Origin of the sequence: Brevibacterium sp. HMSC063G07 (genome assembly GCF_001810665.1) — a bacterium.
Classification (GTDB): domain Bacteria; phylum Actinomycetota; class Actinomycetes; order Actinomycetales; family Brevibacteriaceae; genus Brevibacterium.
This window is the reverse complement of the sequence record NZ_KV802321.1, coordinates 387,963-411,243: the sequence shown is the minus strand read 5'-3', so window position 1 is coordinate 411,243 and position 23,281 is coordinate 387,963. Positions and strand designations below refer to the sequence as shown.

Annotated in this window: 20 protein-coding genes and 1 pseudogene; 9 read left to right on the top strand and 12 right to left on the bottom strand. The window is 61.1% G+C overall.

Features of this window, described 5'->3' with window-relative positions:
* Positions 1-43: 43 nt before the first annotated feature.
* Positions 44-607: a DUF3043 domain-containing protein gene (locus HMPREF2757_RS01910; RefSeq protein ID WP_070572827.1), complete on the bottom strand. Its 564-nt coding sequence runs from the start codon at positions 605-607 to the stop codon at positions 44-46.
* A gap of 87 nt (positions 608-694) precedes the next feature.
* Between HMPREF2757_RS01910 and HMPREF2757_RS01905 the strand changes: the two genes are divergently transcribed.
* The 6 genes from HMPREF2757_RS01905 (at position 695) to HMPREF2757_RS01880 (ending at position 6,316) form a co-directional block, all read left to right on the top strand.
* Positions 695-2,086 carry a dipeptidase gene (locus tag HMPREF2757_RS01905; RefSeq protein ID WP_070572825.1) on the top strand — a complete coding sequence of 464 codons (1,392 nt, stop codon included), beginning with the start codon at positions 695-697 and terminating at the stop codon, positions 2,084-2,086.
* 90 nt (positions 2,087-2,176) lie between these two features.
* The gene (locus HMPREF2757_RS01900; protein WP_070572824.1) at positions 2,177-2,524 is read left to right on the top strand and encodes a HesB/IscA family protein; all 348 of its coding nucleotides are present in this window, start codon (positions 2,177-2,179) and stop codon (positions 2,522-2,524) included.
* Positions 2,525-2,543: 19 nt separating this feature from the next.
* Positions 2,544-3,146, top strand: coding sequence for a leucyl/phenylalanyl-tRNA--protein transferase (gene aat / locus HMPREF2757_RS01895; RefSeq protein ID WP_070573030.1), 603 nt, complete (start codon positions 2,544-2,546; stop codon positions 3,144-3,146).
* A 178-nt stretch (positions 3,147-3,324) separates the two neighbouring features.
* Complete coding sequence (coxB, locus tag HMPREF2757_RS01890; RefSeq protein WP_070572822.1) at positions 3,325-4,218, top strand: aa3-type cytochrome oxidase subunit II; 894 nt, start codon at positions 3,325-3,327, stop codon at positions 4,216-4,218.
* Positions 4,215-5,918, top strand: a complete 1,704-nt coding sequence (ctaD, locus tag HMPREF2757_RS01885) for an aa3-type cytochrome oxidase subunit I (RefSeq protein WP_070572820.1) — start codon at positions 4,215-4,217, stop codon at positions 5,916-5,918. The genes coxB and ctaD overlap by 4 nt, the downstream gene beginning before the upstream one ends.
* Positions 5,915-6,316: a cytochrome c oxidase subunit 4 gene (locus tag HMPREF2757_RS01880; protein WP_070572819.1), complete on the top strand. Its 402-nt coding sequence runs from the start codon at positions 5,915-5,917 to the stop codon at positions 6,314-6,316. The genes ctaD and HMPREF2757_RS01880 overlap by 4 nt, the downstream gene beginning before the upstream one ends.
* 613 nt (positions 6,317-6,929) lie before the next feature.
* Here the strand turns inward: HMPREF2757_RS01880 and HMPREF2757_RS01875 are convergent.
* From HMPREF2757_RS01875 to HMPREF2757_RS01855, 5 genes and pseudogenes are all read right to left on the bottom strand, one after another.
* Positions 6,930-7,298, bottom strand: a pseudogene (locus HMPREF2757_RS01875) (IS110 family transposase); the annotation flags it as partial.
* A gap of 315 nt (positions 7,299-7,613) precedes the next feature.
* Positions 7,614-9,239: a cytochrome bc1 complex cytochrome b subunit gene (locus HMPREF2757_RS01870; protein WP_070572815.1), complete on the bottom strand. Its 1,626-nt coding sequence runs from the start codon at positions 9,237-9,239 to the stop codon at positions 7,614-7,616.
* Positions 9,239-10,294, bottom strand: coding sequence for a cytochrome bc1 complex Rieske iron-sulfur subunit (locus HMPREF2757_RS01865; RefSeq protein ID WP_070572813.1), 1,056 nt, complete (start codon positions 10,292-10,294; stop codon positions 9,239-9,241). The genes HMPREF2757_RS01870 and HMPREF2757_RS01865 overlap by 1 nt, the downstream gene beginning before the upstream one ends.
* 41 nt (positions 10,295-10,335) lie before the next feature.
* Complete coding sequence (locus HMPREF2757_RS01860; RefSeq protein WP_070572811.1) at positions 10,336-11,118, bottom strand: cytochrome bc1 complex diheme cytochrome c subunit; 783 nt, start codon at positions 11,116-11,118, stop codon at positions 10,336-10,338.
* Between the two features lie 50 nt (positions 11,119-11,168).
* Positions 11,169-11,813 (bottom strand): aa3-type cytochrome oxidase subunit III, encoded by a 645-nt coding sequence (locus HMPREF2757_RS01855; protein WP_226829166.1) that lies wholly within the window; start codon positions 11,811-11,813, stop codon positions 11,169-11,171.
* 440 nt (positions 11,814-12,253) lie between these two features.
* Between HMPREF2757_RS01855 and trpD the strand changes: the two genes are divergently transcribed.
* Positions 12,254-13,300, top strand: coding sequence for an anthranilate phosphoribosyltransferase (trpD, locus tag HMPREF2757_RS01850; RefSeq protein ID WP_370919372.1), 1,047 nt, complete (start codon positions 12,254-12,256; stop codon positions 13,298-13,300).
* 9 nt (positions 13,301-13,309) lie between these two features.
* Here the strand turns inward: trpD and HMPREF2757_RS01845 are convergent, their stop codons facing one another.
* From HMPREF2757_RS01845 to HMPREF2757_RS01835, 3 genes are read right to left on the bottom strand one after another with little or no spacing between them, the layout of a single operon-like run.
* Positions 13,310-15,022: a DEDD exonuclease domain-containing protein gene (locus HMPREF2757_RS01845; RefSeq protein ID WP_070572808.1), complete on the bottom strand. Its 1,713-nt coding sequence runs from the start codon at positions 15,020-15,022 to the stop codon at positions 13,310-13,312.
* Positions 15,023-15,057: 35 nt separating this feature from the next.
* Positions 15,058-15,462 carry a hypothetical protein gene (locus HMPREF2757_RS01840; RefSeq protein ID WP_070572806.1) on the bottom strand — a complete coding sequence of 135 codons (405 nt, stop codon included), beginning with the start codon at positions 15,460-15,462 and terminating at the stop codon, positions 15,058-15,060.
* Positions 15,452-16,222 (bottom strand): alpha/beta hydrolase, encoded by a 771-nt coding sequence (locus HMPREF2757_RS01835; protein ID WP_070572804.1) that lies wholly within the window; start codon positions 16,220-16,222, stop codon positions 15,452-15,454. Before HMPREF2757_RS01835 ends, HMPREF2757_RS01840 begins: the two co-directional genes overlap by 11 nt.
* 84 nt (positions 16,223-16,306) lie before the next feature.
* On the opposite strand from HMPREF2757_RS01835, the gene HMPREF2757_RS01830 reads away from it, so the two are divergent.
* On the top strand, positions 16,307-16,999 hold the full coding sequence (locus HMPREF2757_RS01830; protein ID WP_070572802.1) for a lysophospholipid acyltransferase family protein: 693 nt from the start codon (positions 16,307-16,309) through the stop codon (positions 16,997-16,999).
* A gap of 201 nt (positions 17,000-17,200) precedes the next feature.
* Positions 17,201-17,767: a MerR family transcriptional regulator gene (locus HMPREF2757_RS01825; protein ID WP_070572800.1), complete on the top strand. Its 567-nt coding sequence runs from the start codon at positions 17,201-17,203 to the stop codon at positions 17,765-17,767.
* 109 nt (positions 17,768-17,876) lie between these two features.
* Here the strand turns inward: HMPREF2757_RS01825 and HMPREF2757_RS01820 are convergent, their stop codons facing one another.
* The 3 genes from HMPREF2757_RS01820 to HMPREF2757_RS01810 are packed head-to-tail and all read right to left on the bottom strand — an operon-like array spanning position 17,877 to position 23,214.
* Positions 17,877-19,040 carry a ParA family protein gene (locus tag HMPREF2757_RS01820; RefSeq protein ID WP_083304039.1) on the bottom strand — a complete coding sequence of 388 codons (1,164 nt, stop codon included), beginning with the start codon at positions 19,038-19,040 and terminating at the stop codon, positions 17,877-17,879.
* A gap of 26 nt (positions 19,041-19,066) precedes the next feature.
* Complete coding sequence (locus HMPREF2757_RS01815; protein WP_070572798.1) at positions 19,067-22,099, bottom strand: AAA family ATPase; 3,033 nt, start codon at positions 22,097-22,099, stop codon at positions 19,067-19,069.
* Positions 22,096-23,214: an exonuclease SbcCD subunit D gene (locus HMPREF2757_RS01810; RefSeq protein ID WP_070572796.1), complete on the bottom strand. Its 1,119-nt coding sequence runs from the start codon at positions 23,212-23,214 to the stop codon at positions 22,096-22,098. The genes HMPREF2757_RS01815 and HMPREF2757_RS01810 overlap by 4 nt, the downstream gene beginning before the upstream one ends.
* Positions 23,215-23,281: the final 67 nt, after the last annotated feature.

The following is a 23,281-nucleotide window of genomic DNA, read 5'->3' as shown; positions in this document are numbered from 1 at the left end:
TTGCCTGAGTGCCCTGCCCAGCACAGTCAGGGCCCGAAGACGGTCAGTTGGGGTACTCGCGTCGGCCGACGAGCGCGCGAGGAGTGCGGAGCATGCGCAGCTGAATGCTTCGCATCACCGCATAGAAAGTGTTGCCGCGCTGCAGGTTTTCGGCTCCGAACTTAGCCGACATCTTCTTCTTCAATGTGAAGTGCATGATGAAACCGTCCAGCACTACAAGGCCCAGAAGGACGTAGATGATGTAGGTCGAATAAGCCTGCACCTGCACGTTCTGAATGAACAGGCTCACCAGCAGGATGACTAGTGCAATCGGAATGAGCAGCTCTCCGAACGAGTAGCGAGCATCCACATAATCCCGGATATAGCGGCGCTGCGGGCCTGAATCACGTGCTGGCAGGTAGCGTTCATCGCCCTCCATCATCCGTTCGCGGATGTAGTTGCGCTCACGGCGCATTTCGGCGCGTGCCTCGGCTTTCGCCGCTTTGCGGTCTCCCGGTACGAGGGGTCGTCGGCGGGCCTGCTCCTGCTGGCGCCGGGACGGGGTGGGGCGGTTCTTCTTCGCCTCGGGGTCCCTGTGCTGCTCGTGGGCTTCTGGCTTGTCCGACATGACCTGGTTCGTCTCCTGACAGTGCTTGCCGCACGTGTGCTCCGTGCGGTGCTTTCGAGGGCTGTACGGCGCTAATAGTATCGGAGCATGACCATTTCTGAATCTTCACAGCGCGAATCCGCTGGACCCGAAGCTCTGCACGAGCGTCTGGACGCCATCTACTCGGATGTTCTCGAAGACCTCACCCGGCTGGTTGCAGTGCCGTCTGTTGCGTGGCCGAACGCCGATCCGCGGCACGTCGCCGATTCTGCTGCACTCACGGCTGAGCTTGCTGAGGAAGTCGGCTTCGACACGGTGGAAATCCTGCACGGTGCCAACTCTGATGGCAGCGAGGGCTACCCTGCCGTAGTAGCCCGCCGCGCGGCACCGGAAGGACAGCCCACGGTTCTGCTCTATGCCCACCACGACGTTCAGCCCGCAGGCGACAGGGACGACTGGGACACGAGCCCGTTCGAGCTGACCGTGAAGGGCGACCGCGCCTACGGGCGGGGCTCAGCAGATGACAAGGCGGGAATCCTCGTTCACCTGACTGCGCTGAGGCTGCTGGCCGATGAACTCAACATCGGTGTGACGCTGTTTGTTGAAGGAGAAGAGGAAGCGGGATCACCAAGCTTCCGAGACTTCATTGAGCGCTACCGGGACCGTCTGGCTGCCGATGTCATCATCGTTGCCGATTCCGGCAACTGGGCGGAAGGCACACCTGCGCTGACCACGAGCCTGCGCGGCATGGCGTCGCTGGAATTCACGGTCAGAACAATGAAGCACTCCGTGCACTCGGGCATGTACGGGGGAGTGGCGCCGGATGCCCCGGTCGCTCTCATTCGCCTGCTCTCCAGCCTGCACCGCGAAGACGGTTCGCCTGCCGTTGAGGGGCTGGTCGCTTCCGAAGAAGTCGCAGTTGACTACAACGAGGACGACCTGCGTCGTGACTGTGGGGTTCTGCCCGACACACGGTTCATCGGCAAGGGCCCACTTGCTTCGCGTCTGTGGGCGCAGCCGGCCCTGACGATCATCGGCATTGACATGCCGAGTGTTGCAGACTCTTCGAACACTCTGCACGCCCGTGCAGGAGCAAAGGTCTCCATGCGGCTGGCGCCGGGCCAGGACCCCGAAGACGCTTTGAACAGGCTTCGCGAACATCTTGAAGCTCATGCGCCCTTCGGCGCGCAGATCGAATTCGGCGCCTCTGAATACGGCAGCCCGTGGCGGGCAGACGAATCGGATCCGATTCTCGGAAAGGCACTGGAAGCGCTGACCGACGGGTTTGGGACAGATGCCGTGAAGATGGGCTTGGGCGGGTCGATTCCGTTCATTGCTGACCTCCTCGATGTGTTTCCCAAAGCCTCGATCCTCGTCACCGGGATTGAGGATCCCGACACGCGAGCCCACAGCGCCAACGAGAGTCTCTATCTGCCCGATTTCAAACGGGCCATTGTGGCCGAAGCTCTTCTGCTCAGGCGTCTGGGGGAACAGGTCTGACTCTCCCGCCCCAGCGGCTCGGGGGAATACTATGCTTGCCTCAGCCGTTTTCACACGTACCGTAGGCTCTACCGACTAATTGGAGTGAATATGACTGTTGCAGAACAGGCGTCGCACGGAGTTGACCTTTCCACTGCGGCGGCAGACAAGGTGCGCAGCCTCCTCGAACAGGAAGGTCGCGACGATCTTCGCCTGCGTGTTGCTGTTCAGCCCGGGGGATGCTCCGGCCTGATTTATCAGCTGTACTTTGACGAACGCGTCCTCGACGGCGACGCCGTGCGCAGTTTCGACGGGGTCGAAGTCATCGTCGACCGTATGAGCGTTCCCTACCTCGACGGGTCCACCATCGACTTTTCAGACACCATCGAAAAGCAGGGCTTCACGATCGACAACCCCAACGCCGCAGGCTCGTGCGCCTGCGGTGACTCCTTCCACTGAAGCTTCGCAGCCAATGGGAATGGAACCGGCCGACCTCGCAGCTGTCTCGCCGCAGCTGGAGGTCGGCCAGATCATTTCTGCCTACCGAGCCGGGCTCTTTCCCATGGAGCTTGGACTGGAGGGCACGACCGGCTTCGGCTGGTGGTCTCCCAAACGGCGCGGCGTTCTTCTGCCCGGAAACCTCAAGATTTCCAAAAGCCTGCGCAAGTCAATGCGCCGTATGCGAATCACGTGGAACACCGCCTTCTGTGAAGTCCTGGAAGCCTGTGCCGACCCTACGCGCCCGGGGGCGTGGATCACCGATGAAATCAAAGCCGTCTATACGGAGCTGGCAGTCGCAGGTTGGATGAAGTCCGTCGATGTCTGGAACGGTGACGGCCGGCTCATCGGGGGTCTCTTCGGTCTGGATCTGGGCAGTGTTTTTGCTGGAGAATCGATGTTTCACAGGCAGACCGACGCGTCGAAAGCCGCGCTTGTCGGCCTCGTGGAGCACCTGGACCGCAGGTGCGCGGACGGGCAATGGCTTATCGATACGCAATGGTCGACGCCGCACTTGGAGACGCTCGGCGTGTCGGAAATTTCCGAGTCAGAGTATGCGCAAGCCCTAGAAATGCGGCTTTGAAGGATCGGCACACAGGATTTTCTCATGCAACGAGCAGGCGAGTATGAAATTCCACCCCCGTTAGCGGTAGGGTAGATGAGACAAAGTCAGAGTTGGGTGTCTCCCGGTGGCGGGCTGCGGATGTGAATAGGCAGTCAAACCGCTGGGAAGCATCCGTTAGGTATCCGAAAGGCTGCACGTGGATTCTCCGAACCAGTCAGCACGCAGGTCTCCGAAGGCCTGGGCGAAGAAAGTGGGCGTCGCAGGGGCGCTTGCCTCTTCCGCACTTCTGGCCGGCTGCTCCAACGGCGCTCCGGAGCTGGGCTTTCTGCCCGCCGCTTCTAAAGGCGCCACGTCACACACAGACGCGTACACCGCTCTGTGGACCGGAGGCTGGATTGCTGCTCTTGCCGTAGGCGCCATCACTTGGGGCCTGATGCTCTTCTGCATCATCGCGTACCGCCGTCGTAAGAACGACCGCGGACTGCCGGTGCAGCTGCAGTACAACATGCCCGTCGAAATCATGTACACGGTCATCCCGATCATGCTCGTTGTGGGCTTCTTCTTCCACAACATGGCGCTGTTCGACCAGACCACGAACGACAAGACGCCGGGCGAAGAAAAGATCGAAGTTGTCGGCAAGCAGTGGGCCTGGGACTTCAACTACACATCCCAGGACGTCCACTACGCAGGTGTTCAGGCAAACCTGGACGGTACGGAGAAGCCCGGCGAAGAAGCGCCGACGCTGTACCTGCCTGCGGACACGGATCTCGAAATCCAGCTCCGCTCGCGCGATGTCATTCACTCTTTCTGGGTTCCCGCGTTCCTTGAGAAGCGCGACATGACCCCGGGCCGTGTGGAGACCCTCCACCTCAAGGCTCTGAAAGAAGGCGAATACCTCGGCAAGTGTGCAGAGCTCTGCGGCGAATTCCACTCCGAGATGCTCTTCAACGTCAAGGTTGTGTCCAAGGACGAATACCTTGCCTACACCAAGGAGCTTCGTGAACAGGGCAACACCGGTGTGCTCGGCGAAGAATACGACCGTACGCACTGGTACTCCAACCCATACCAGAAAGAAGGTGCTGACAAATGACGGCGGTAGCTGATCGCCCCGTCGACCTCGGTGCTGCACCGAAGGTTCCGGTGAGTAAGGGCAAGGTCATAGTCAACTGGCTGACCTCCACCGACCACAAGACGATCGGGTACATGTACCTGATTGCGTCGTTCCTCTTCTTCTGCGTCGCCGGTGTTATGGCTGTGCTCATCCGTCTTGAGCTCTTCGCCCCCGGCATGCAGATCATCGAAACGAAGGAACAGTACAACCAGCTGTTCACCATGCACGGCACGCTCATGCTGCTGATGTTTGCTACGCCTCTGTTTGCAGGCTTCTCGAACGTCATCATGCCGCTGCAGATCGGTGCTCCCGACGTTGCGTTCCCACGACTCAACGCCTTCGCGTTCTGGGTATTCCTCTTCGGTTCGCTTATCGCCTGCTCCGGGTTCCTCACCCCGCAGGGTGCCGCATCGTTCGGCTGGACGGCGTACGCGCCGCTGAGCAACACGACCTATACGCCCGGCTTGGGCGGTCACCTGTGGACTCTCGGCATTGCTTTCCAGGGCTTCGGCACGATCCTCGGCGCCGTGAACTTCATCACGACCGTGATCACGATGCGCGCACCGGGCATGACGATGTTCCGCCTGTCGGTGTTCTCCTGGAACGTTCTGATCACCGGTATCCTCGTTCTGATGGCGTTCCCGCCGCTGGCTGCTGCTCTGTTCGCAGTTGCCGCAGACCGCGTGCTCGGCGCACACGTCTTCAGCCCCGAGAACGGCGGACCGATTCTGTACCAGCACCTGTTCTGGTTCTTCGGCCACCCCGAGGTCTACGTGATTGCACTGCCGTTCTTCGGCATCGTGTCTGAGATCTTCCCGACCTTCAGCCGCAAGCCGATCTTCGGCTACAAGATGCTGGTCTACGCAACAATCGCAATTGCCGCTCTGTCGGTGACCGTTTGGGCACACCACATGTACGTGACCGGTGCTGTGATGCTCCCGTTCTTCGCGTTCATGACGATGCTTATCGCTGTCCCGACCGGTGTGAAGATCTTCAACTGGATCTTCACGATGTTCCGCGGTTCGCTCACCTTCGAAACTCCGATGCTGTGGTCGATCGGCTTCCTCGTCAGCTTCGTCTTCGGTGGTCTCACCGGCGTCGTTCTGGCAAGCCCGATCATGGACCAGCAGGTGTCTGACACCTACTTCGTTGTGGCTCACTTCCACTACGTGATCTTCGGTACCGTCGTCTTCGCGATGTTCGCCGGATTCTACTTCTGGTGGCCGAAGTTCACCGGCAAGATGCTCAACGAAACCCTCGGCAAGATCCACTTCTGGATTCTGTTCATCGGCTTCCACGGCACCTTCCTCATTCAGCACTGGCTTGGTGTTGAAGGCATGCCGCGTCGTTACGCCGACTACCTGCCGCAGGACAACATCACGTGGCAGAACCAGCTCTCGACCGTTGGCACGATTATTCTTGCGCTGTCGATGATCCCGTGGTTCTGGAACGTGTGGATCACTGCTCGTAAGGCACCGAAGGTGACGGTGAACGACCCGTGGGGCTACGGCGGTTCGCTCGAGTGGGCCACCTCGTGCCCGCCCCCGCGTCACAACTTCACATCGCTGCCGCGTATCCGCTCGGAGCGTCCTGCTTTTGATGCGAACCACCCGGAACTGCTTGAACTGGCAGGTCACCCGGCTGACGCCTACTCGCTGCCCGAAAGGAGCACCAAGTGAGAACCTCGGGTCTGATTATCGGAGCGGGAATCTTCTTCTTCATTCCCATTGCGTTTGTCTACGGCTACCTGACGGACTTTCAGGAACTGGTCGGTTTTCCCGCCATTGCACTTGTTGGTCTCATGTCGCTCATGATCGGCGGCTATGTGTACCTGCAGGATAAGCAGATGGGAAAGCACCCCCAGGATATTGATTCCGCTGAGATCAGCGACGAAGCCTACGAATACGGCTTCTACAGCCCCTGGAGCTGGTGGCCGCTGGCACTTGCTGCAGGCATCGGTCTCTGCTTCCTTGGAGTCGCTGTCGGCTGGTGGATTATTCCGTTCGGCGGTGTTCTTTGCCTGGTGGCTCTGATCGGACTTGTCTACGAGTACGACCGCGGCGATCACGCGCACTGATTAACTCTGACTGAAGCGCCCCCGTGCAATACGCACGGGGGCGCTTTGCTGTGTTCAGCTGCAATAGGTACGCCGTCAACACCGCAGACAGTCTCAATTCTGATCCGCGGGCACTTCGAGACGACTGAAGCCAATATGCAACCCAAAAGGTGGCAGCACAGCACCTATAGGTCGCTTGAATCGGCTGAGCAGCGTCATTGTCCAGGTGGTGGGTGTGCATGTTCGCCCACGAGGCGTGTCCCGGACCGAGTAAGGCCAATGATGCAGCTCTGGCGAGTGGGTAGCAATCGGCGGCGGGGGAGCACACAAACGGAACGTTCAAGCTTGAAGTCCGGGAACTCGTTTCACCTTCGCCGGCGAGGGTCCTCGCAGCTGGCCCCCTCGCCGGGTCTTGTGGTCACATGTGCTGCTTCGCGTCAGGTTAAGCAACTGGCCCTACCGGGAGGGGCAATGGGAGGGTGCTCCTATGGTTTTCGTCAAGCTGCTGGGGCTTGTTGCGTGGAGCGGGCTTTGCGGATATGAGGCTTTGCCGACGACTTCTGTGACGATACGCGCGGCTGTCCTGACCCCGATGCCTGGCATAGTAGAGGTCAGGACTTCGCTAAGAGGGTGGCAGGCGCGGTCCCAGTACCCGCTGGAGGGCAGGATGTATCTGTGTGAGCAGGACTGGCAGCCGATAGCGTACCCCGGTCAGCTGGGCTGCCAGATCGTCATCGAAGCCACACAGCATTGACAATTCGGCGATGTGTTCGTCCGCGACAGTGATCCCACGCAGTGTGTGGGGCATGGTGCGGGCTGCATCAGCGATGATGTAAGCATCCCGGGCATCCGTCTTCGCCTGGCCTGGATGAAGATCAGCGACACGGCGCTTGGTCAGCCCCGGCAGGTAGGCAACGGCAATCCCCATTTGTTGGCCTACCACAATGACTAACGCGCCAATGGTTGCAGGCTGGTCCACCACGACCAGCAGCTGATCATGCTTAGCTGCATCCGAACGAACCAGACTGGTCCCAGTGACAACACCCCCGGATCAAGAGCAACTGGGGCCAGACATCACGCCGGAACCAGCCGGTTCCCAGCACTGCCCTTCCTGACGGAAAGCAGTGATACCTAAAAGGTGGCGGGGGAGAGTAGCTTTCACTAGCTATGTCGACACGGGATGAGCTTCTGAAAGCATGGAAACTGGGTGTACTACCGGAGGTTAACCTGTCTGGCAGGAGCCGCGTGCACACGGATCGACACCGGCAAAGCAGAAGCCCCGCAGCCAACGTGGCTGCGGGGCTTCAAGCGCCTAGTGTCAGTTCAGCTTCTTGTTGTCGTCTGCCTTGACCTCTTCGTGGTCGTCGTGCGCGGCGTCAAGCTCAGCCTTCGTAACAGGGGCGACTCGGTCTTCGTAGAAGAACCGTGCAACACGTGCGCGGCGCTTCTCGGCCTTGGTGATAACACCGTCCTCGTTCGGCTGTGCGGGTACATAACCCGGAGCTTCGAAGGCGGTCAGCTTCCACAGCTTGTCTTCAGACAGCGGCTTGTGGCGTTCCTGGAACTCACCGTGCGGCAGGCGAATGATTTCACCGGACTCGAAACCGTGGAGAGCGATCTCGCGGTCCTTGCGCTGCAGGGCCAGGCAGATTCGCTTAGTCACGATGTAGCCGACAATCGGACCGAGGAAGAACAGTGCTCGGAAGATGTAGATCATGTCGTTGAGTGACATGTGGAAGAACACTGCGATGAGGTCACCCGAAGCGGCAGCCCAGAGATTCAGGTACCAGATGGCTGCTGCGACACCGAACGCGGTGCGCGTGGGGTTGTTGCGCGGGCGTTCGAGCACGTGGTGTTCGCGGGTGTCCTTGGTCAGCCATTGTTCGAAGAACGGCCAGATAATCATTCCAACGAACAGAACCCCGGTGGCAAGAAGCGCGGTGTTGATGTTGACGGAGATAGGGTAGCCGAAGACGTAGAACTCCATCCAACCTGGCATGATTCGGAGGAATCCGTCGAGCCAACCGATGTACCAGTCGGGCTGTGTACCAGCCGAAACGGGGGAGGGGTCGTACGGTCCGTAGTTCCAGATCGCGTTGATCGTGAACACACCGGAGATCAGGGCCAGCAGGCCGAAGATCATGAAGAAGAAGCCGCCGCCCTTCGCAGCGAAGGTGGGCAGAACGGGCTCGCCCACAACGTTGCGGTTGGTGTGGCCGGCTCCGGGCCACTGGGTGTGCTTGTGGATGACGACGAACATCAGGTGAGCGCCGATGAGTGCGATCAGCAGTGCGGGCACAACCATGATGTGCATCGAGTACAGACGCGAGACGATGTCTTCGCCCGGGAATTCGCCCCCGAACAGGAAGAACGAAATGTACGTTCCAACCAGCGGGATGGACTTCAGCAGACCGTCGATGATTCGCAGACCGTTACCGGACAGGAGGTCGTCCGGCAGCGAGTAGCCAGTGAAGCCGGCAGCCATGCCCATTGCAATCAGGCCGACACCGATGATCCAGTTGATTTCACGGGGCTTGCGGTAGGCGCCGGTGAAGAACACGCGCATAGCGTGGATCGAGAGAGCGGCCATGAACAGCAGAGCGGCCCAGTGGTGCATCTGGCGAATGAAGAGTCCGCCGCGGACCTCGAAGGAAATGTAGAGGGTCGAAGCGTAGGCCTCCGAGATCTGCACGCCCTTAAGAGGGACGAACGGACCTTCGTAGATCACGTGTCCCATAGCCGGGCGGAACCACAGCGTCAAGAATGTTCCTGTGAGGATCAGGATGATGAAGCTGTAGAGTGCGACCTCGCCGAGCATGAACGACCAGTGGCTCGGGAAGATCTTCCGGCCGAATTCTTTGACGGCCTTGGAAGCGCCGGTGCGGGACTCCACCCAGCGGCCACCGGCAATCAGTGCTTTGTTGTCAGTGAGTGTGTTGCTCATCAGGCGTCAGTCTCCCTCGTGTTGATCTCCCAGAAGGTCGGACCAACGGGCTCGCGGAAGTCGCTCTGGGCGACAAGGTAGCCTTCGCTGTCGACTTCGATCGGCAACTGCGGAAGCGGACGCTTAGCAGGGCCGAAGATGACCTTGCAGTGCTGAGTCACGTCGAACGTCGACTGGTGGCAGGGGCACAGCAGGTGGTGCGTCTGGTGCTCGTACAGAGCAACCGGGCAGCCGACGTGGGTGCAGATCTTGGAGTATGCAACTACTCCGTCAACGCCCCAGTCTTCCTTACCGGGTTCGGTGTTGAGCTCATCAGGGCTGATGCGCATAAGCAGAACCGCGGCCTTGGCCTTTTCGTTCAGCGGCTCTTCCGACTTGTGCATGCCTTCTGGCACAACGTGGTATGCAGAGCCGATGGTTACGTCAGCGAGCTTGATTGCGCGCTCTTCGCCCTCTCCGGGAACGCCGCCGGGGTCGAGGACCAGGCGGACACCCTTCTTCCACAGCGTGGTGAAGAGCTTGTCGCCGGGCAGCGGCCCAAGGTCGCGAAGGACGAGAACCGCGGGGAGGGGAGCGATCGCAACAGCTGCGATGAGCATGTTGCGCAGAAGCGGTCGGCGTGCAATGCCGGACTCTTCCTTCGCCTGATTGAGGATCTCCAGAGCGATGGCCTGGTCCTCTTCGGAACCGGCGATCGAGTGGCGCTCCTCAACGATTTCGGCGTCGGGCAGAAGCGTGCGTGCCCAGTGGACAATGCCGATGCCGAGGCCGAACAGTGCAGCCGCTGCGCCAAGTCCAAGCATGAGCGTTTGGAGACGCAGGCCTGCGTGTGTGGGTTCTTCTCCCTTGGGGCCGAAGAGGAAGAAGGAGACGATGAACCAGATGGTTCCGATCATCGACAGCAGGAACCACAGAGCGACCTGGCGCTCCGCTGCCTTCTCAGCCAGCGGTTCGGCATCGGTGATCCTGGGGTTGTGCTGCGGCAGGCCGGGGTTTTCAAACCCGTTCACCGGCTCAAGCTGGCCGGTGGTGCCGGTGTTGTGACTCGAGGTCATGTGCATCCTCGTCTAGTACTCGAAACGGATAAGGGCTTGGCTTACTTCGACCGGGCGGTGAGCCACACGGTGATGCCTATGACTGCGGACAGTCCGAAGAACCAGATGAAGAGACCTTCAGCAACCGGACCGAGAGCTCCGAGCTTGAAGCCTCCGGGAGAGGGCTTCTTGGTGTCTTCGATGTATGCGATGATGTCGCGCTTGTCTTCGGGGGTGAGGTTTGCGTCGTTGAAGATCGGCATGTTCTGCGGGCCGGTCTGCATTGCCTCGTAGAGGTGGCGCTCGGAAACCTCGCTGAGGTTCGGAGCGTACTTGCCTCGGGTCAGAGCGCCGCCCGCGCCGACGACGTTGTGGCACATAGCGCAATTGGTGCGGAAGAGACCGCCGCCGGCTGCAGCGTCGCCCTTGGAGGCATCGAGGTATTCAGCATCGGGAATTGCCGGGCCGGGACCGAGCGAGGCGACGTAGGCAGCCATGTTGTCGATCTCGTCCTGATTGAACTGCGGTGCCTTGACGGGGGCCTGGGGGCCGTGCATCTGGAGCGGCATGCGGCCTGTGCCAACCTGAAAGTCGACCGCGGATGCGCCCACGCCGATGAGGCTGGGTCCGTTTTCGGTGCCTTCGCCATTCATGCCGTGGCAGGTTGCGCAGTTCGTGACGAACAGCTTCTGACCGTCGTCGATCTGATCAGCGGAGTATTCGTCTGCGTTGGCATCGCTTCCGCCGGTGAACAGCGCGTATGCCCCTCCGGTGAACAGGAGTCCGACCAGCAGGAGAACAACGAGCGCCATGGGGTGCCGGCGGCGTTCTGCAAGAAACTTCACGAGTCTTGTCCTTTACTAAATTATCGCTGCGGGGTGTGCGGGGCGCCCGCTTACTGGAGCAGGTAGATGATTGCGAACAGAGCAACCCAAACGATGTCGACGAAATGCCAGTAGTAGGAGACACATACTGCAAACGTCGATTCGCGATGTCCGAAGCGCTTGGCACCGTAGGCACGTCCGATCACGAACAGGAACGCGATGAGACCGCCGATGACGTGCAGGCCGTGGAATCCGGTCGTCAGGTAGAAGACGGAGCCGTAGGCGTTCGAGTTGATTGCGACGCCTTCGGAGACGAGCGTGGCGTACTCCATGACCTGGCCGCCGACGAAGACCGAGCCGAGGAGGAACGAGAGGAAGTACCACTCGATCATGCCCCACTGTCCGATGGCGAACAGGCTCTTGCCCGCGGGGCGGCTGGGCTTGAAGCGCTCAGCGTGATGAACGCCGACCTGGCAGGTCACGGAGGACAGAACCAGAATCGAGGTGTTCACAAGCGCGAACGGGACTTCGAGCTTGGGTGTTTCCGCTGCCCACATGTCCGGGGCGACGGAGCGGATCGTGAAGTACATGGCGAAGAGCGCGGCGAAGAACATCAGCTCGCTCGCAAGCCACACGACGAAGCCGATGGTCGTCGTGTTCGGCCTGCTGATCACGGGATGAACCGGCGCTGTTTGAGATGAAGCTGCAGTTGACACACCCCGATTATTACTCAGTCCGCAGGTGAATTTCATCTTTCACTCAGGATTCACTCATTGATTGAGACTTCAATGCCCGCGTTTCGGCTAGTTGGCGCGGTTCTTTTATTTTTTCCCGGTGATGCCGACGTGCCGGCCCTGCGTGTCGAACTACTGTGATGTGGGCTACTGTTCTGCTTGTCGGAGTCATCTTCCTTCTCATTCTGCGCTTTTGCCCTGCGGGTCTTCTCGCAAGGCGATTCTTCGCCCCAGGGCAAAGCCCGCAACTTCATCTGCACAGTTCACTCCGGCATGGGTCGTAGGCGCTGCCCCGAAGTCTGGGCCGAGCGCTGTCTGGCCGCGCCGCCCAGATAAACTGGCCGGGCTTGCCGTGTCGCACACTCGTCCATCAGAAAGGCTCAGCTATGACCGTTCCCTTCACCGCTTACGAAAGCAGCGTCATGAAGGATGTACGCGACTGGTCGGACCTCATCGTCGGTCTCATGGACCACCGCCACATGGACGGTGCGACTGCGGCATGGGCGATGGATCAGATCATGTCCGGCGATGTTCCGGATGTCACCATGGCCGCGTTCCTTGTTGCTCACCACGGCAAGGGCGAAACCGTCGAAGAGATTACGGGCCTTGTGTCGGCGATGATGGAACACGCCGTTTCCATTGACGGCCTCACCGGCTATGTCGACATCGTCGGCACTGGCGGCGACCGCGCCAAGACAGTCAACATCTCATCAACCGCCTCGTTCGTCATCGCCGGAGCCGGGGTTCCGGTTGCTAAACACGGAAACCGGGCCACCTCGTCGGCATCAGGGTCGGCTGACGTCTTTGAACACCTCGGTCTGGCGCTCGACCTGACGCCAGAGCAGACGGCGGCACTGGCCGACAAAGTCGGGATGGCGTTTCTGTTTGCCAACGTCTACCACCCGTCTATGCGCTTCATTGCGCCCGTGCGCAAGAAGATCGCGGTGCCCAGCGCCTTCAACATCCTCGGGCCTCTTGCAAATCCAGCAGGGACCCGGTCAACTGCCATCGGCGTGTCGGATCCCGCTATGGCGCCTCTTATAGCCGGGGTGCTCGCTGAACGCGGAGATTCGGCACTTGTCTTCCGTTCGCAGGACGGTTTGGACGAACTGTCGAACACCGCGGTCAATGACGTGTGGGAAGTCCGCGACGGACAGATTGAGCATTCGGTCTTCGATGCGACGTCGCTTGGCATAGCTCGGGTGACGAAGGACGACCTGCGAGGTGGGGACCCCGCTTACAACGCTTCCGTTATTCGCCGCACACTCGACGGTGAAACCGGTCCGGTGCGCGATGCCGTACTCCTCAACGCTGCCGCTGCTCTTGTGGCCGCCTCTGCGGATGCCGAGGGGCCGCTTGCCGACCGCTTGGCCAGTCAGTTCCAGCGGGCTCAGGAAGCGCTTGACGCTGGCAAAGCCTCTGCAAAGCTCGACCAGCTGGTAGAAGAGTCAGTCACCGCGTCTGCGTGAGTAGAAGAGTCAATCACCGCGTCTGCGTGAGCCGAGCCGCGCAGAGGCAAAGCCGAAGCCCGTGCGCGGCAGCGCCAGCGGTGCCGTCGAGCTGATGAGCACAGTGCCTTCGCCGTAGAGCCACGCCGACAAGATTGTGTGCTCTTCGAGAAGCGTTGGGTATTCGGGTTCAACGTGGGCAGCTGTTGCCTCCATTTCCCGAGCGGTGCTGAGCACAGCTGAGGCCTTCGCGGCGGTTTCGGATGCGGCCAGCCGCCCCCAGCGGATGAGGACGATCTCCCAGCTTCCGTTCGGCTGCGGGCGTGCGGCTGCTATCTGCTGTATCTGGTTGATCAGACGCGCTGCTTCCGCACGTGCTTGGACGCGCAGCATCTGCACGGCGGCTTCCAGCGCGTCGCTGGCTGATTCAAAGCGCTGCTGCTGGGAAAGCTGCTTCAGCCTTTCGTTCAGGCGGTGACTGAAATCGGCTGTGTCTCCGGCTGCGAACTGCTTGAGTCCGCGGATGCTGTGTTGATACTCCCGGGCGTTTGCTATGCCGCAACAGGGGCCACCGCATGCGTCGACCTGGCTGGCGGCACAGGGCCTGAACTTTGCCGACCGCGGGTTCTGCGTGCACGTTTTGAGCGGGTACAGCTGTTCAAGCACATTTTTGGCCTGGAGTGCACTGCGGTGCGAGGAAAACGGCCCCGCTGCCAGGAGACCGTGGGGCGGCTGCGTCCTTACGGCTGATAGGCGAGGAAACGCTTCGTCGGTGAACTTCAGCCAGGTTTGGCGCTCCGGCCTCTTTGATCGCCTGTTGTAGGGCGGGGCGAGTTCCCCAATGAGCCGCACTTCACGCACCGCAGCTTCTGCTTCTGTCGCACAGGGAACAGTGGTGACCTCCTGGGCGGCAGTCACCATTTCAGTCATCCGGCCGCGAGTTTCACCCGCAGTGAAGTACGACCGGACGCGAGTGTGCATATCGCGGGACTTGCCGATGTAGAGGACGCGGCGTGCCCCGTCGAGGAACATGTAGACACCGGGGCCTGTGGGGACATTGTCTGCCAAGTGCAGCTTTGTGCGTCTGCGTCCCAGGCCTTGTGGTTTGAGCGACAGCAGCTCTTCGAGCGTGTTGACGCCGTATCCGCCCAGCCGGTCGAACAGGTGATTGAGGAGCTCTCCCGTTGCCCGTGCATCTGCGAGCGCCCTATGCTCCGGATCGGTCCTAGTGCCGAAATGCTGAGCGAGCGTTGCGAGTTTGTGGTTGCGGACTTCCCCCTTCGGCAGGATCCGTCGGGCCAAAGTCAGCGTGTCGACAACGCGAAACTGGGGCCACGGATAGGCGTGTTCTTCACACGCTCGCCGGAGAATGCCGATATCGAAAGGCGCATTGTGTGCAACTAGCACTGTGCCCCGGGCGAATTCCAAGAACGCGGGGAGGACTGTGCGCATTTCCGGTGCCGCGGCCACCATGGAATTGGTGATCCCGGTCAAGCGCTGCACAAAGGGCGAAACGACTTGCCCTGCCGGATTCACGAGCGTCTGGAATTCTCCGTCGACTGCGCCGCCGCGCATACGCACAGCGCCGATCTCCGTGACGTTGCCGCCGGAACGGTCTGATCCGGTGGTTTCGAAATCGAGAACCGTGAACGTGACATCGCTGAGGTCCGTGCCGATATCGGCGATGTTCAGCTGGCCGGAGCGCACGGGCTCAGGGAGATCGAAGCCGGGAAATTCCTTCATTCAGTCATCGTCCCACCAGGCACTGACACGGAGAGTCACACCTGTGCGCCGTCATCCAATTGCTCGGTGCGCGATGCGGGAAGAAACAGCAGGAGCGCCACCCCGCCGCCGGCGGCACTGGCGATGAAGAACGCCGTCAGCAGTCCCGGCGCTGAGCGAAAGAACATAGCGGTCATGACCAGTCCGATAATGCCGAGAAGCAGCGCGGCGGCTGACACAACAAAGCCGGGTCGTGCTCTGCGGATGCCGATCTTGGGCGCAGGCGGGGCAGTCCACCCGTCCTGCTCGGCGAGGTAGTCTGCGGCTTCGTCAGCTGAGACTTCGGAATTGACGGCGTCGAGATCGCTGTAGCCGGACATGACCGAGTCCCATTGCTCATCCGTGACCTTCTCATCAGGGCTGAGGCGATCCCATTCCGGTTTGGGTTCGTCACGCGCCATCGGCAGCCCCCTGCAGACCGCGAACGGCAGCCGTCAGCGTCCGCTCGATTTTGCCGGAATCGTAGTCAAGGGTCGCAACGTGATTGCTCATGGGCAGCGGCACTGTTGTCATCGGCCCGCGGACGCCCCGGCGCACAGAGTTCCATGAGCGCGGGCTGACCACATCGTCTGATCCGGAGAGGAAATAGGTGATCGGCGCATGCACGCGCCACAGCAGAGAACGCACATTGCGGACGCCGCGGAAGAGTTCGCCCACACTGCGCAGCGGAACCTGCGGATACGCCAGTTCGTCCTGCCCGGGCTTGTTGATTGCGTTCTCAATCCCGGGGACCCGCTCTATCAGCCCAGCGAGCGAACCGGCGAACGGTGCGAATGGGCTGTCGACGTAAACGGCCGGGTTGATAAGCCCGATGTGTGCGGTGTCTGATCGGTTGGCAGCTGTGTGCAGGCAGAGCGCTCCGCCCATCGACAGCCCGATGAGGACGATCTGGCTGCACTCTGAGCGAAGTTCGTCAGCGGTCCGGTCAACGGCTGAGCACCATTGTTCCCACGTGCTTGAGGCCATGTCGTCAAGGTCGGTGCCGTGGCCCGGCAGCAGAGGCACTCGGACCGGCGCACCGGTAGCGGTGTGGAGGGCCTGTGCAAGCGGGCGCATCGAGGCGGGGGAGCCCGTGAAGCCGTGGACGGCGAGAATCCCGACATCGCCAGAGCCGGGCAGGCGGAGGGGCCGCGTCATCTCTTCGGCCAGATGAGAGGTCATGTTTCCAGCATGCCACAGCGGCAGGGTCAAGAGGACCTATACTCGAAAGCGCAAACAAGCGCAGTGCGTCCCGAAAGGCTCTGAGTGTTCTACTGGCTGCTCAAGCGGATCTTCGTCGGTCCGTTTCTCAAGGCTCTTTTTCGTCCCTGGGTCCGCGGTCTTGAGAACATTCCGGCTGAAGGCGGGGCCATCATTGCAGGCAACCACCTTTCGTTTGTCGATTCAATCTTTACGCCTCTCGCTGCGCCTCGCCCGGTGGTCTACCTTGCTAAGAAGGACTACTTCATGGGTCGGGGCATTACGGGCTTTTTCACCAAGTGGTTCTTCAAGGCCACGAACCAGCTTCCTATGGACCGAGGCGGAGGGTCGGCTTCCGAAGCATCGCTGCAGGCTGGTCTGAAAGTCCTCAGGAGCGGGGCTCTCTTGGGAATCTACCCGGAGGGTACACGCAGTCCTGATGGGAAGCTCTACCGGGGTCGCACGGGAGTTGCTCGCCTGGTTCTCGAGGCGGGTGTCCCGGTCATTCCAGTTGCGGTCATCGGCACCGACAAGGTGCTGAAAACCGGCTCCGTCATTCCCAGGCTGCGCCGGGTGGGTGTGGTCTTCGGCGAGCCGATGGACTTCAGTCGGTACCAGGACCTCGAACACGACAGGTTCTTGCTGCGATCAATAACTGACGAAGTCATGTACGAAATCCTGCGCCTGTCCGGTCAGCAGTACGAGGACAAATACGCATCGACGGTCAAGACCCGACTGCTGGCTGAGAAGAAAGCTTAACGAGACAGCTGAGCAGGGTTGCGATTCTTAGGATAACGACGACACGCAGAAGAGTTATCGCCAAGATGTTTGAATCCGGTCCGCGCAGCACATACATTCTTCATGTAGACAGCCCCGGGTGCGTGTCTGTCCTATGCGGTAAACTCAGAGGACTTCGACAACGCGCCCTTACTTCCCCCAGGGGTCTAAGGAGGAGATGGCGTGAGCCACTCAACAGAAGAATCGGCCAAGCCGATTCCCCGCGCAGCTCAAGGGCTGCTTTTTGACGACGACCTTCCGGAGCTCGACGAAGACGCAGGCTACCGCGGCCCGACAGTATGCCGTGTCGTCGACATCACGTACCGACAGCTCGACTACTGGGCGCGAACCGATCTTGTCGTCCCGTCTATTCGCACTGCCACCGGGTCTGGTTCGCAGCGCCTCTACTCTTTCCGCGACATCTTGGTGTTGAAGGTCATTAAGCGCCTGCTCGACACCGGTGTGGCCCTCAACCAGATTCGCACTGCGGTGGGGCATCTGCGCGAACACGGTATTGACGACCTTTCGCGCATCACCTTGATGAGCGACGGCGCTTCTGTTTTTGAATGCACCTCCGCTGACGAGGTCGTCGACCTTGTCCAGGGAGGACAGGGCGTGTTCGGCATCGCAGTCGGTCAGGTGTGGCGCGAAGTCGAAGGAACGCTGTCTGAGCTTCCCAGCGAAAGGCCAGAGCAGGCCCAGTTGCCGATTGACGAACTTGCTCTTCGGAGGGCCCGCAAGTCAAGCTGACTCGCACCCCAGGGGGGGGACCGAAGGCCCTTATATGCAGAAACGGCCAGGAGATCATCTCCTGGCCGTTTCTGCTGGACGGACGGGGCCTGTCTTTGTGAATGCTGTATCAGCGGCGCCGCAGATCGCGACGGCTTGGGTATGAGCCGTCCGAGCGCGGCCCAGTCGGTGTGCTGGAGCCCGGCTTTTCAACTGGACCGGCCTGATCGGTTGACCTGAACTTATCTGCCAAGCCGCTCAGTCTTGCCGGGCCGTGCCTATCTGCAGAGCGTGTCTGTGGTCTTACTGGATTTTCTGCGGGCACCGTGCCTATCCGCATTGTCTGCTGTGCCTCGGGCGCAGTCCTCTGCGTGTCCGAGAACCTGTTGATCTTCGGTCTCGGAGCTTCATCGCGACTGCGCTCGGCTTGTCCTCGCAGCTTCTGCGGCTCCTGGCTGGTTGTTGGAATCTCGTTGGTGCTCGGCGCGACTTCGACCGGTCGCCGACCTCGAATGTTCTCGCTGCGCAGTGCACGGTCGAGGATCTTGTCGAAAGCGCGGGCAAGTTCGCTGGCGGGCGCGCCTGGCCACTGGTGGATAGGGCGAGCTGACCCCTGCGCCTGCTGGAGGACGGTTCGCTCAGGAAGCGGCGGATTGACGACAAGCGGCCCGAACATGTCCTTGAGTTCGTTGATGCGGAAACTGTGTTCGCGCGATGATGGGCGCACGCGGTTGAGCACTATGCCGAGAGGCTGGAGGTCCTTGGCGGTTCTCTTTCGCAGCTCATTAGATGCCCGCAGGGCACGGTCTGCCGCTGCGACTGAGAAGAGGCCCGGCTCGGTGACGACGAGCACTCGGTTGCTTGCGGTCCATGCGGTCCTGGTGAGTCCGTTCAGCGACGGAGGGCAGTCGATGATGACCAGCCTGTAGACGTCCGAGACGCGGTTGAGCGTGTCGCGCAGACGCTTGAGGTAGCGCTCGGAGAGGCTGGGGCGATCGAACTCAGCAGCGCGCGGCGAACCGGGAATGACATCGAGGCGGCTGGATCCCCTTTCAGTCCATCCACTGGACACCATGGCTTCACGCGCGAGCTTTGACTTCGGCGCTGCGAGAACATCGGCGATGTCCAGCGGCGTGGAAATCGGTACATCGAGGCCCGTGGAAGCGTCAGCCTGAGGGTCCATGTCGACCACGAGGGTCGGTATTCCCCGGCTTTGGGCGGCAGAAGCCAAGCCGAGTGTGACCGACGTCTTGCCGACGCCGCCTTTGAGACTGGAAATACTGAGGACAAGCACAATTCAACGGTATCTGATTCTTCTGCTCAGATGCTGGAGGCGCCCGCGGAATGTTTCAGCCCCGCAGTGCTGATTGTTGAACCTGATGCACCGGGCTCAACGACGATTTTCGCCGGTATGGCTCGCTGCATCGATTCGACGTGCGAAATGACACCCAAACAGCGCCCGCCGGTGCGCAGTTCGTCGAGTACGGTGAGCACCGAATTGAGTGAGTCCGGGTCGAGGCTGCCGAACCCCTCGTCAATGAACAGGGTGTCCAGTCGCAGGCCGCCCGCGGTTTCGGCGACAGTGTCGGCCAGGCCGAGGGCCAAAGCCAGAGCGGCCATAAACGATTCTCCGCCGGATAGGGAACGAGGATCGCGCGCGGTTTCGGAAAAGGCGTCATGGATGACGAGGCTGAGGCCGACTCTGCGTTCTTTTCGCCGCCCGCGCGGGTCGACTGCCAGCCTGTAGCGTCCGCTGGTCATGCTGCTGAGTCGTTCTGACGCGCTGCGGGTGACGGCTTCGAACAGCCCCAGGAGGGCGAACGAAGACAGCGGGAGCTTGGAGTGATGCGCTGTTCCGCGAACAAGCTCCGTAAGCTGAATCTCTATTGCCAGCCTTTCAAGGGCGCGGTGTTGATGTTCGGACTCGGCGGCGAAGCCGCCGATGAGGCTCTGCAGTGAATTCAGGCGGTCGGCTACAACCGCTGTGCGCTCGTGCAGATTGCGCGCCTGCTGGGCGCAGATGTGTGCGGCTGTCGTTGCCTCTGTCGCGCGGCGTTGATATTCCTCTGCCGTCAGCAGGTCGTGGGCTTCGGCAAACCAAGAGCTTTCCCGGTTCTCCCGCAGTTTGGCCACCCTGTAGTCATTTGCCTTCAGAACACGCTCGAGATCGTCGGTGTCTGCCGAGGCGGCTTGCTCAGCAGTCTCCGCGCTGGCGAATTCAGAAGCGCTGAGCTCAGCGGCGACACGTGCGGTTCGTTCAGCGTGTTCACGTTCGGCTCGCCTTTGGCTGTCTTCAGCCGCGCGCAAGTCGCTGATGAGCGCAATGCGGTCACTGAGAGCGGCAGCCGCAGCAGCTGCATCGTCAGCGGTCAGCGGAAGTTCGATGCCGGCTGCTTGAATATCGGGTGCGAAGACTGAATCTTGAGTCTGCGTCACCGCAGCCATCTGAGATTCGGCCGCCGCAAAGCGTTCCCTGGCACTGTCGGTCTGCTTCTGAGCGGTGGCGAGCTGTTCCTGTGCGGCCGCCAGGCGGTCACGCGTGTGTTCGGCAGTGCGCAGCACCTTCTGCTGCGCTTCGCGCGCTTCTCTCAGCGCTGCCTCTGCATGATTCACAGCGGCTCGTGCTTCTTCGGCGCCTGTGAACCTGGTGTTCTTGACAGATTCTTCGGCAGCGGCCAGCTGTGCCTGCACCGCTGCAGCATTGGTTCGAGCGTCTGCTGCCGCGGTTCGAGCGCACTCTGCTTCCCGCTCAGCGTCTTCTTCGGCTTCCCGCGTGGCCTCCTCAGCCGCCGCCGGCGCCGGGGCTGGGTGTTCTTCCGCACCGCACACTGGGCACGCATGGCCGGTTCGCAGACCCTGGGCCAGTTCGGACGCTATCGTTGCAAGGCGCAGGTCGCGCACTTTTCGATAGTGTTCAGCGGCATCGCGTTCGGTCTGTTCGCGGTCGCGCACAATCGCCTGCGCGCCCCGCTCCAGTTTCTGCAGTTCGGAGCGCCGACCGTAAGCCTCCAGAGCTCTGTCAGCCAAAGCTGCGGCTTCCTGGTGCTCGGCTTCGAGTTTCTCGACGTCGGGTGCCTCCGCAACAGCATTCTGTGCCGCTATGTCGGCTTCCACAGCCGTTGCGTGAACTGCCTGCGCTTTCTGCAGTGCTGCGTGCGCCGCCTCGAGGGCTTTGCGGCATCGGCGGCTTTCTGCTTCGAGGTCTTCTCGGCGACGCAGACTGGTCTGCAGGCTGTTGGCCGCAGCATAGGCGCTCCTTGCGATCGTGTCGCAGCTGGCAAGATCTTCAACCGGCCCGAGGGCTGCCGTCAGGGTTTCCTGCGTGCGCTGATGCTGCCTGCGCGCGTTGGCAAGAGCCGCATGGGCTTTCCGCTGTTCGCTCAGGCTCGGCATGATGCGGTCGGCTTCTGCCTTCCTTCCGAGCTGGTGCCGAGCGGTTTCGACTGCCTCCCGCTTGCTTTCGTGCTCGACCTCCAGCCGCCGGTGCTCTTCGAGCCTTTCGGCTTTGTCGGCAGCCCGCAGCAGTTCCTCAGCGCGTTCGCGCTGCCGTTCTGCGCGGGCATCAGCTGCGCGACCGGCGATCTCAGCTGTCTCCAAGTGCTCAGTGACAGCTGTTCGCGCAGCTGACAGAAACGCACCGACGTCTACAGGCCGGGGACGAGGGTCGTCTGGAACAGGCAGAGGATCAAGGCACAGTTCGGCCGCTGTCTTCATGAGGTCACGGCGGTGCTTCATGATGTCGTCGAGCTCACGGCCGGCCTCCTGCGAGCGTTTGCTGAACCATTCTTCGACAAAGCTGAACCGCTCCGTGCTGAAAAGCCTGCGCAGCAGCGGTTCGCGCTCAGCTGGATCAGCTCTGAGAAATGCCGTGAATTCTCCCTGGGGCAGAAGGACGATCTTGGTGAACTGTTCGGCGGACAGGCCGATGATCGGTGCGAGGACTTCCCCTACCTGCTGGTTGCGAGAAGCAACCGGCCTCCATTGCTGAGCTCGGCATTCAAACAGGTGCACCTGGGGCCTCTGCTTGGTTGTGCCTTCGCCGCGAAGTTTGGGACGGTCGTAGCCGGGGCTGCGTTCAATCTTCCAACGGCGCCCGTCGGCTGTGAATTCGAGGACGACAGTCGTGGGGGTATTGGGGTCGGCGTATGTTGAACGCAGTTCGCCTGCATCATTGCGGGCACCGGGTACGCGCCCGAAAAGCGCAAAGGTGACAGCATCCAGGATTGTTGTTTTTCCTGACCCCGTCGGCCCCGCAATGAGGAACAGACCGTCACTGGCAACCGCGTCGAAGTCGACTGTCTGACGCTGGTTGAAGGCACCGAAGCCTTCCACGGAGAGTTTGTGAAACTTCATTGCGTCTGCTCCTGTGCCCACTGCATTGCGCTTGCGAATAGGGTTCTCTCAGCGTCCGAAGGGGAGCGGCCGACTGTTGTCCGACAGAACTGCGCGAACAGTTCGGCGTCGTCGATCGCATCGGCGCGGCGGCTGGGCTGAGACGAGGCCTGGACGAGGTTGGTCCACCGCACGCTGAGCAGCTGGGGGAATGCTCGGCGCAGTGAGTCCAATGCGCCGTGGGGGACCGTAGTGTCTGTCAGCTGCACCTCTATCCAGCGGTCTTGTTGGTCCGGCGCCTGTGCCAGCAGATCCGCGACTTTTCCGGTGAGCGAGGAGATCGGAAGGAATTCGGGAATTTGGATGGGGTCAATGATGCCGCTGTGCGTGTCGTAGAGCCACATGATCTTGTCTGTGCCGGCCTCTGAAAAGGAGTAGGGGAGAGGCGAACCCGAATAGCGCAGGTTCGGTGTGATTGTCTGCGGGCGGTGCAGATGGCCGAGTGCGGCGTAGTCCGCCCACGTGAAGAGGTCGGCCTCTGCCCGGCCGACACCGCCGATCTCAATAGACCTTTCGGAGTCGCTGGGTTCGGCACCGGCTATGAACCCGTGGGCCATGACGATTGCCCTGTGCTTGGGACAGTGTGCGGCGCGGTGGGCGCGTATGCGCTCCATGGCGGCCCTGAGAACGGCGCTGTGGGTGCGCGCCGTGTCCAGTTGACCGCTGACGAGAGCCGGTTCGAGGTAGGGGATGCCGTAGACGGCCGTCCGGTCGTCGTCTGCGCCCAGCAGCACTGGGCGTTCGATGTCGGACAGCGACGTGCGAATGAAGAGTCCGGAGGATTCCATGAGTCTGCGGCCAAGCCCCAGCCGCTGGTGGGAATCGTGGTTGCCGCTGGTGAGAACGGCGACGGCGCCGGTGTTGAGAACGCGCGCCATGGTGGATTCGTAGGCTTCCAGAGCATCGAGCGGCGGGACGGCACGGTCGAATACATCGCCGGAGACGAGAAGCACATCAACCGAATGGCGTTCGATGGTCTCAATGAGGAAGTCGGCGTACTCAAGAAACTGCGCAACGGTGTTCAAGCCGTGGAACGTCCGCCCGATGTGCCAGTCTGAAGTGTGAAGGATCCTCATGGGGACAAGCGTAGAGGCTGGCACGGACACTGCCCCGAGCCAGCCGCATGGCGGAGATCACTGCCGC

Coding starts and splice junctions, on each gene's coding strand:
- HMPREF2757_RS01910 (WP_070572827.1), bottom strand. CDS start 607: ATGTCGGACAAGCCAGAAGCCCACGAGCAGCACAGGGACCCCGAGGCG.
- HMPREF2757_RS01905 (WP_070572825.1), top strand. CDS start 695: ATGACCATTTCTGAATCTTCACAGCGCGAATCCGCTGGACCCGAAGCT.
- HMPREF2757_RS01900 (WP_070572824.1), top strand. CDS start 2,177: ATGACTGTTGCAGAACAGGCGTCGCACGGAGTTGACCTTTCCACTGCG.
- aat (WP_070573030.1), top strand. CDS start 2,544: ATGGAACCGGCCGACCTCGCAGCTGTCTCGCCGCAGCTGGAGGTCGGC.
- ctaD (WP_070572820.1), top strand. CDS start 4,215: ATGACGGCGGTAGCTGATCGCCCCGTCGACCTCGGTGCTGCACCGAAG.
- HMPREF2757_RS01870 (WP_070572815.1), bottom strand. CDS start 9,239: ATGAGCAACACACTCACTGACAACAAAGCACTGATTGCCGGTGGCCGC.
- HMPREF2757_RS01865 (WP_070572813.1), bottom strand. CDS start 10,294: ATGACCTCGAGTCACAACACCGGCACCACCGGCCAGCTTGAGCCGGTG.
- trpD (WP_370919372.1), top strand. CDS start 12,254: ATGAAGGATGTACGCGACTGGTCGGACCTCATCGTCGGTCTCATGGAC.
- HMPREF2757_RS01845 (WP_070572808.1), bottom strand. CDS start 15,022: ATGAAGGAATTTCCCGGCTTCGATCTCCCTGAGCCCGTGCGCTCCGGC.
- HMPREF2757_RS01840 (WP_070572806.1), bottom strand. CDS start 15,462: ATGGCGCGTGACGAACCCAAACCGGAATGGGATCGCCTCAGCCCTGAT.
- HMPREF2757_RS01835 (WP_070572804.1), bottom strand. CDS start 16,222: ATGACCTCTCATCTGGCCGAAGAGATGACGCGGCCCCTCCGCCTGCCC.
- HMPREF2757_RS01815 (WP_070572798.1), bottom strand. CDS start 22,099: ATGAAGTTTCACAAACTCTCCGTGGAAGGCTTCGGTGCCTTCAACCAG.
- HMPREF2757_RS01810 (WP_070572796.1), bottom strand. CDS start 23,214: ATGAGGATCCTTCACACTTCAGACTGGCACATCGGGCGGACGTTCCAC.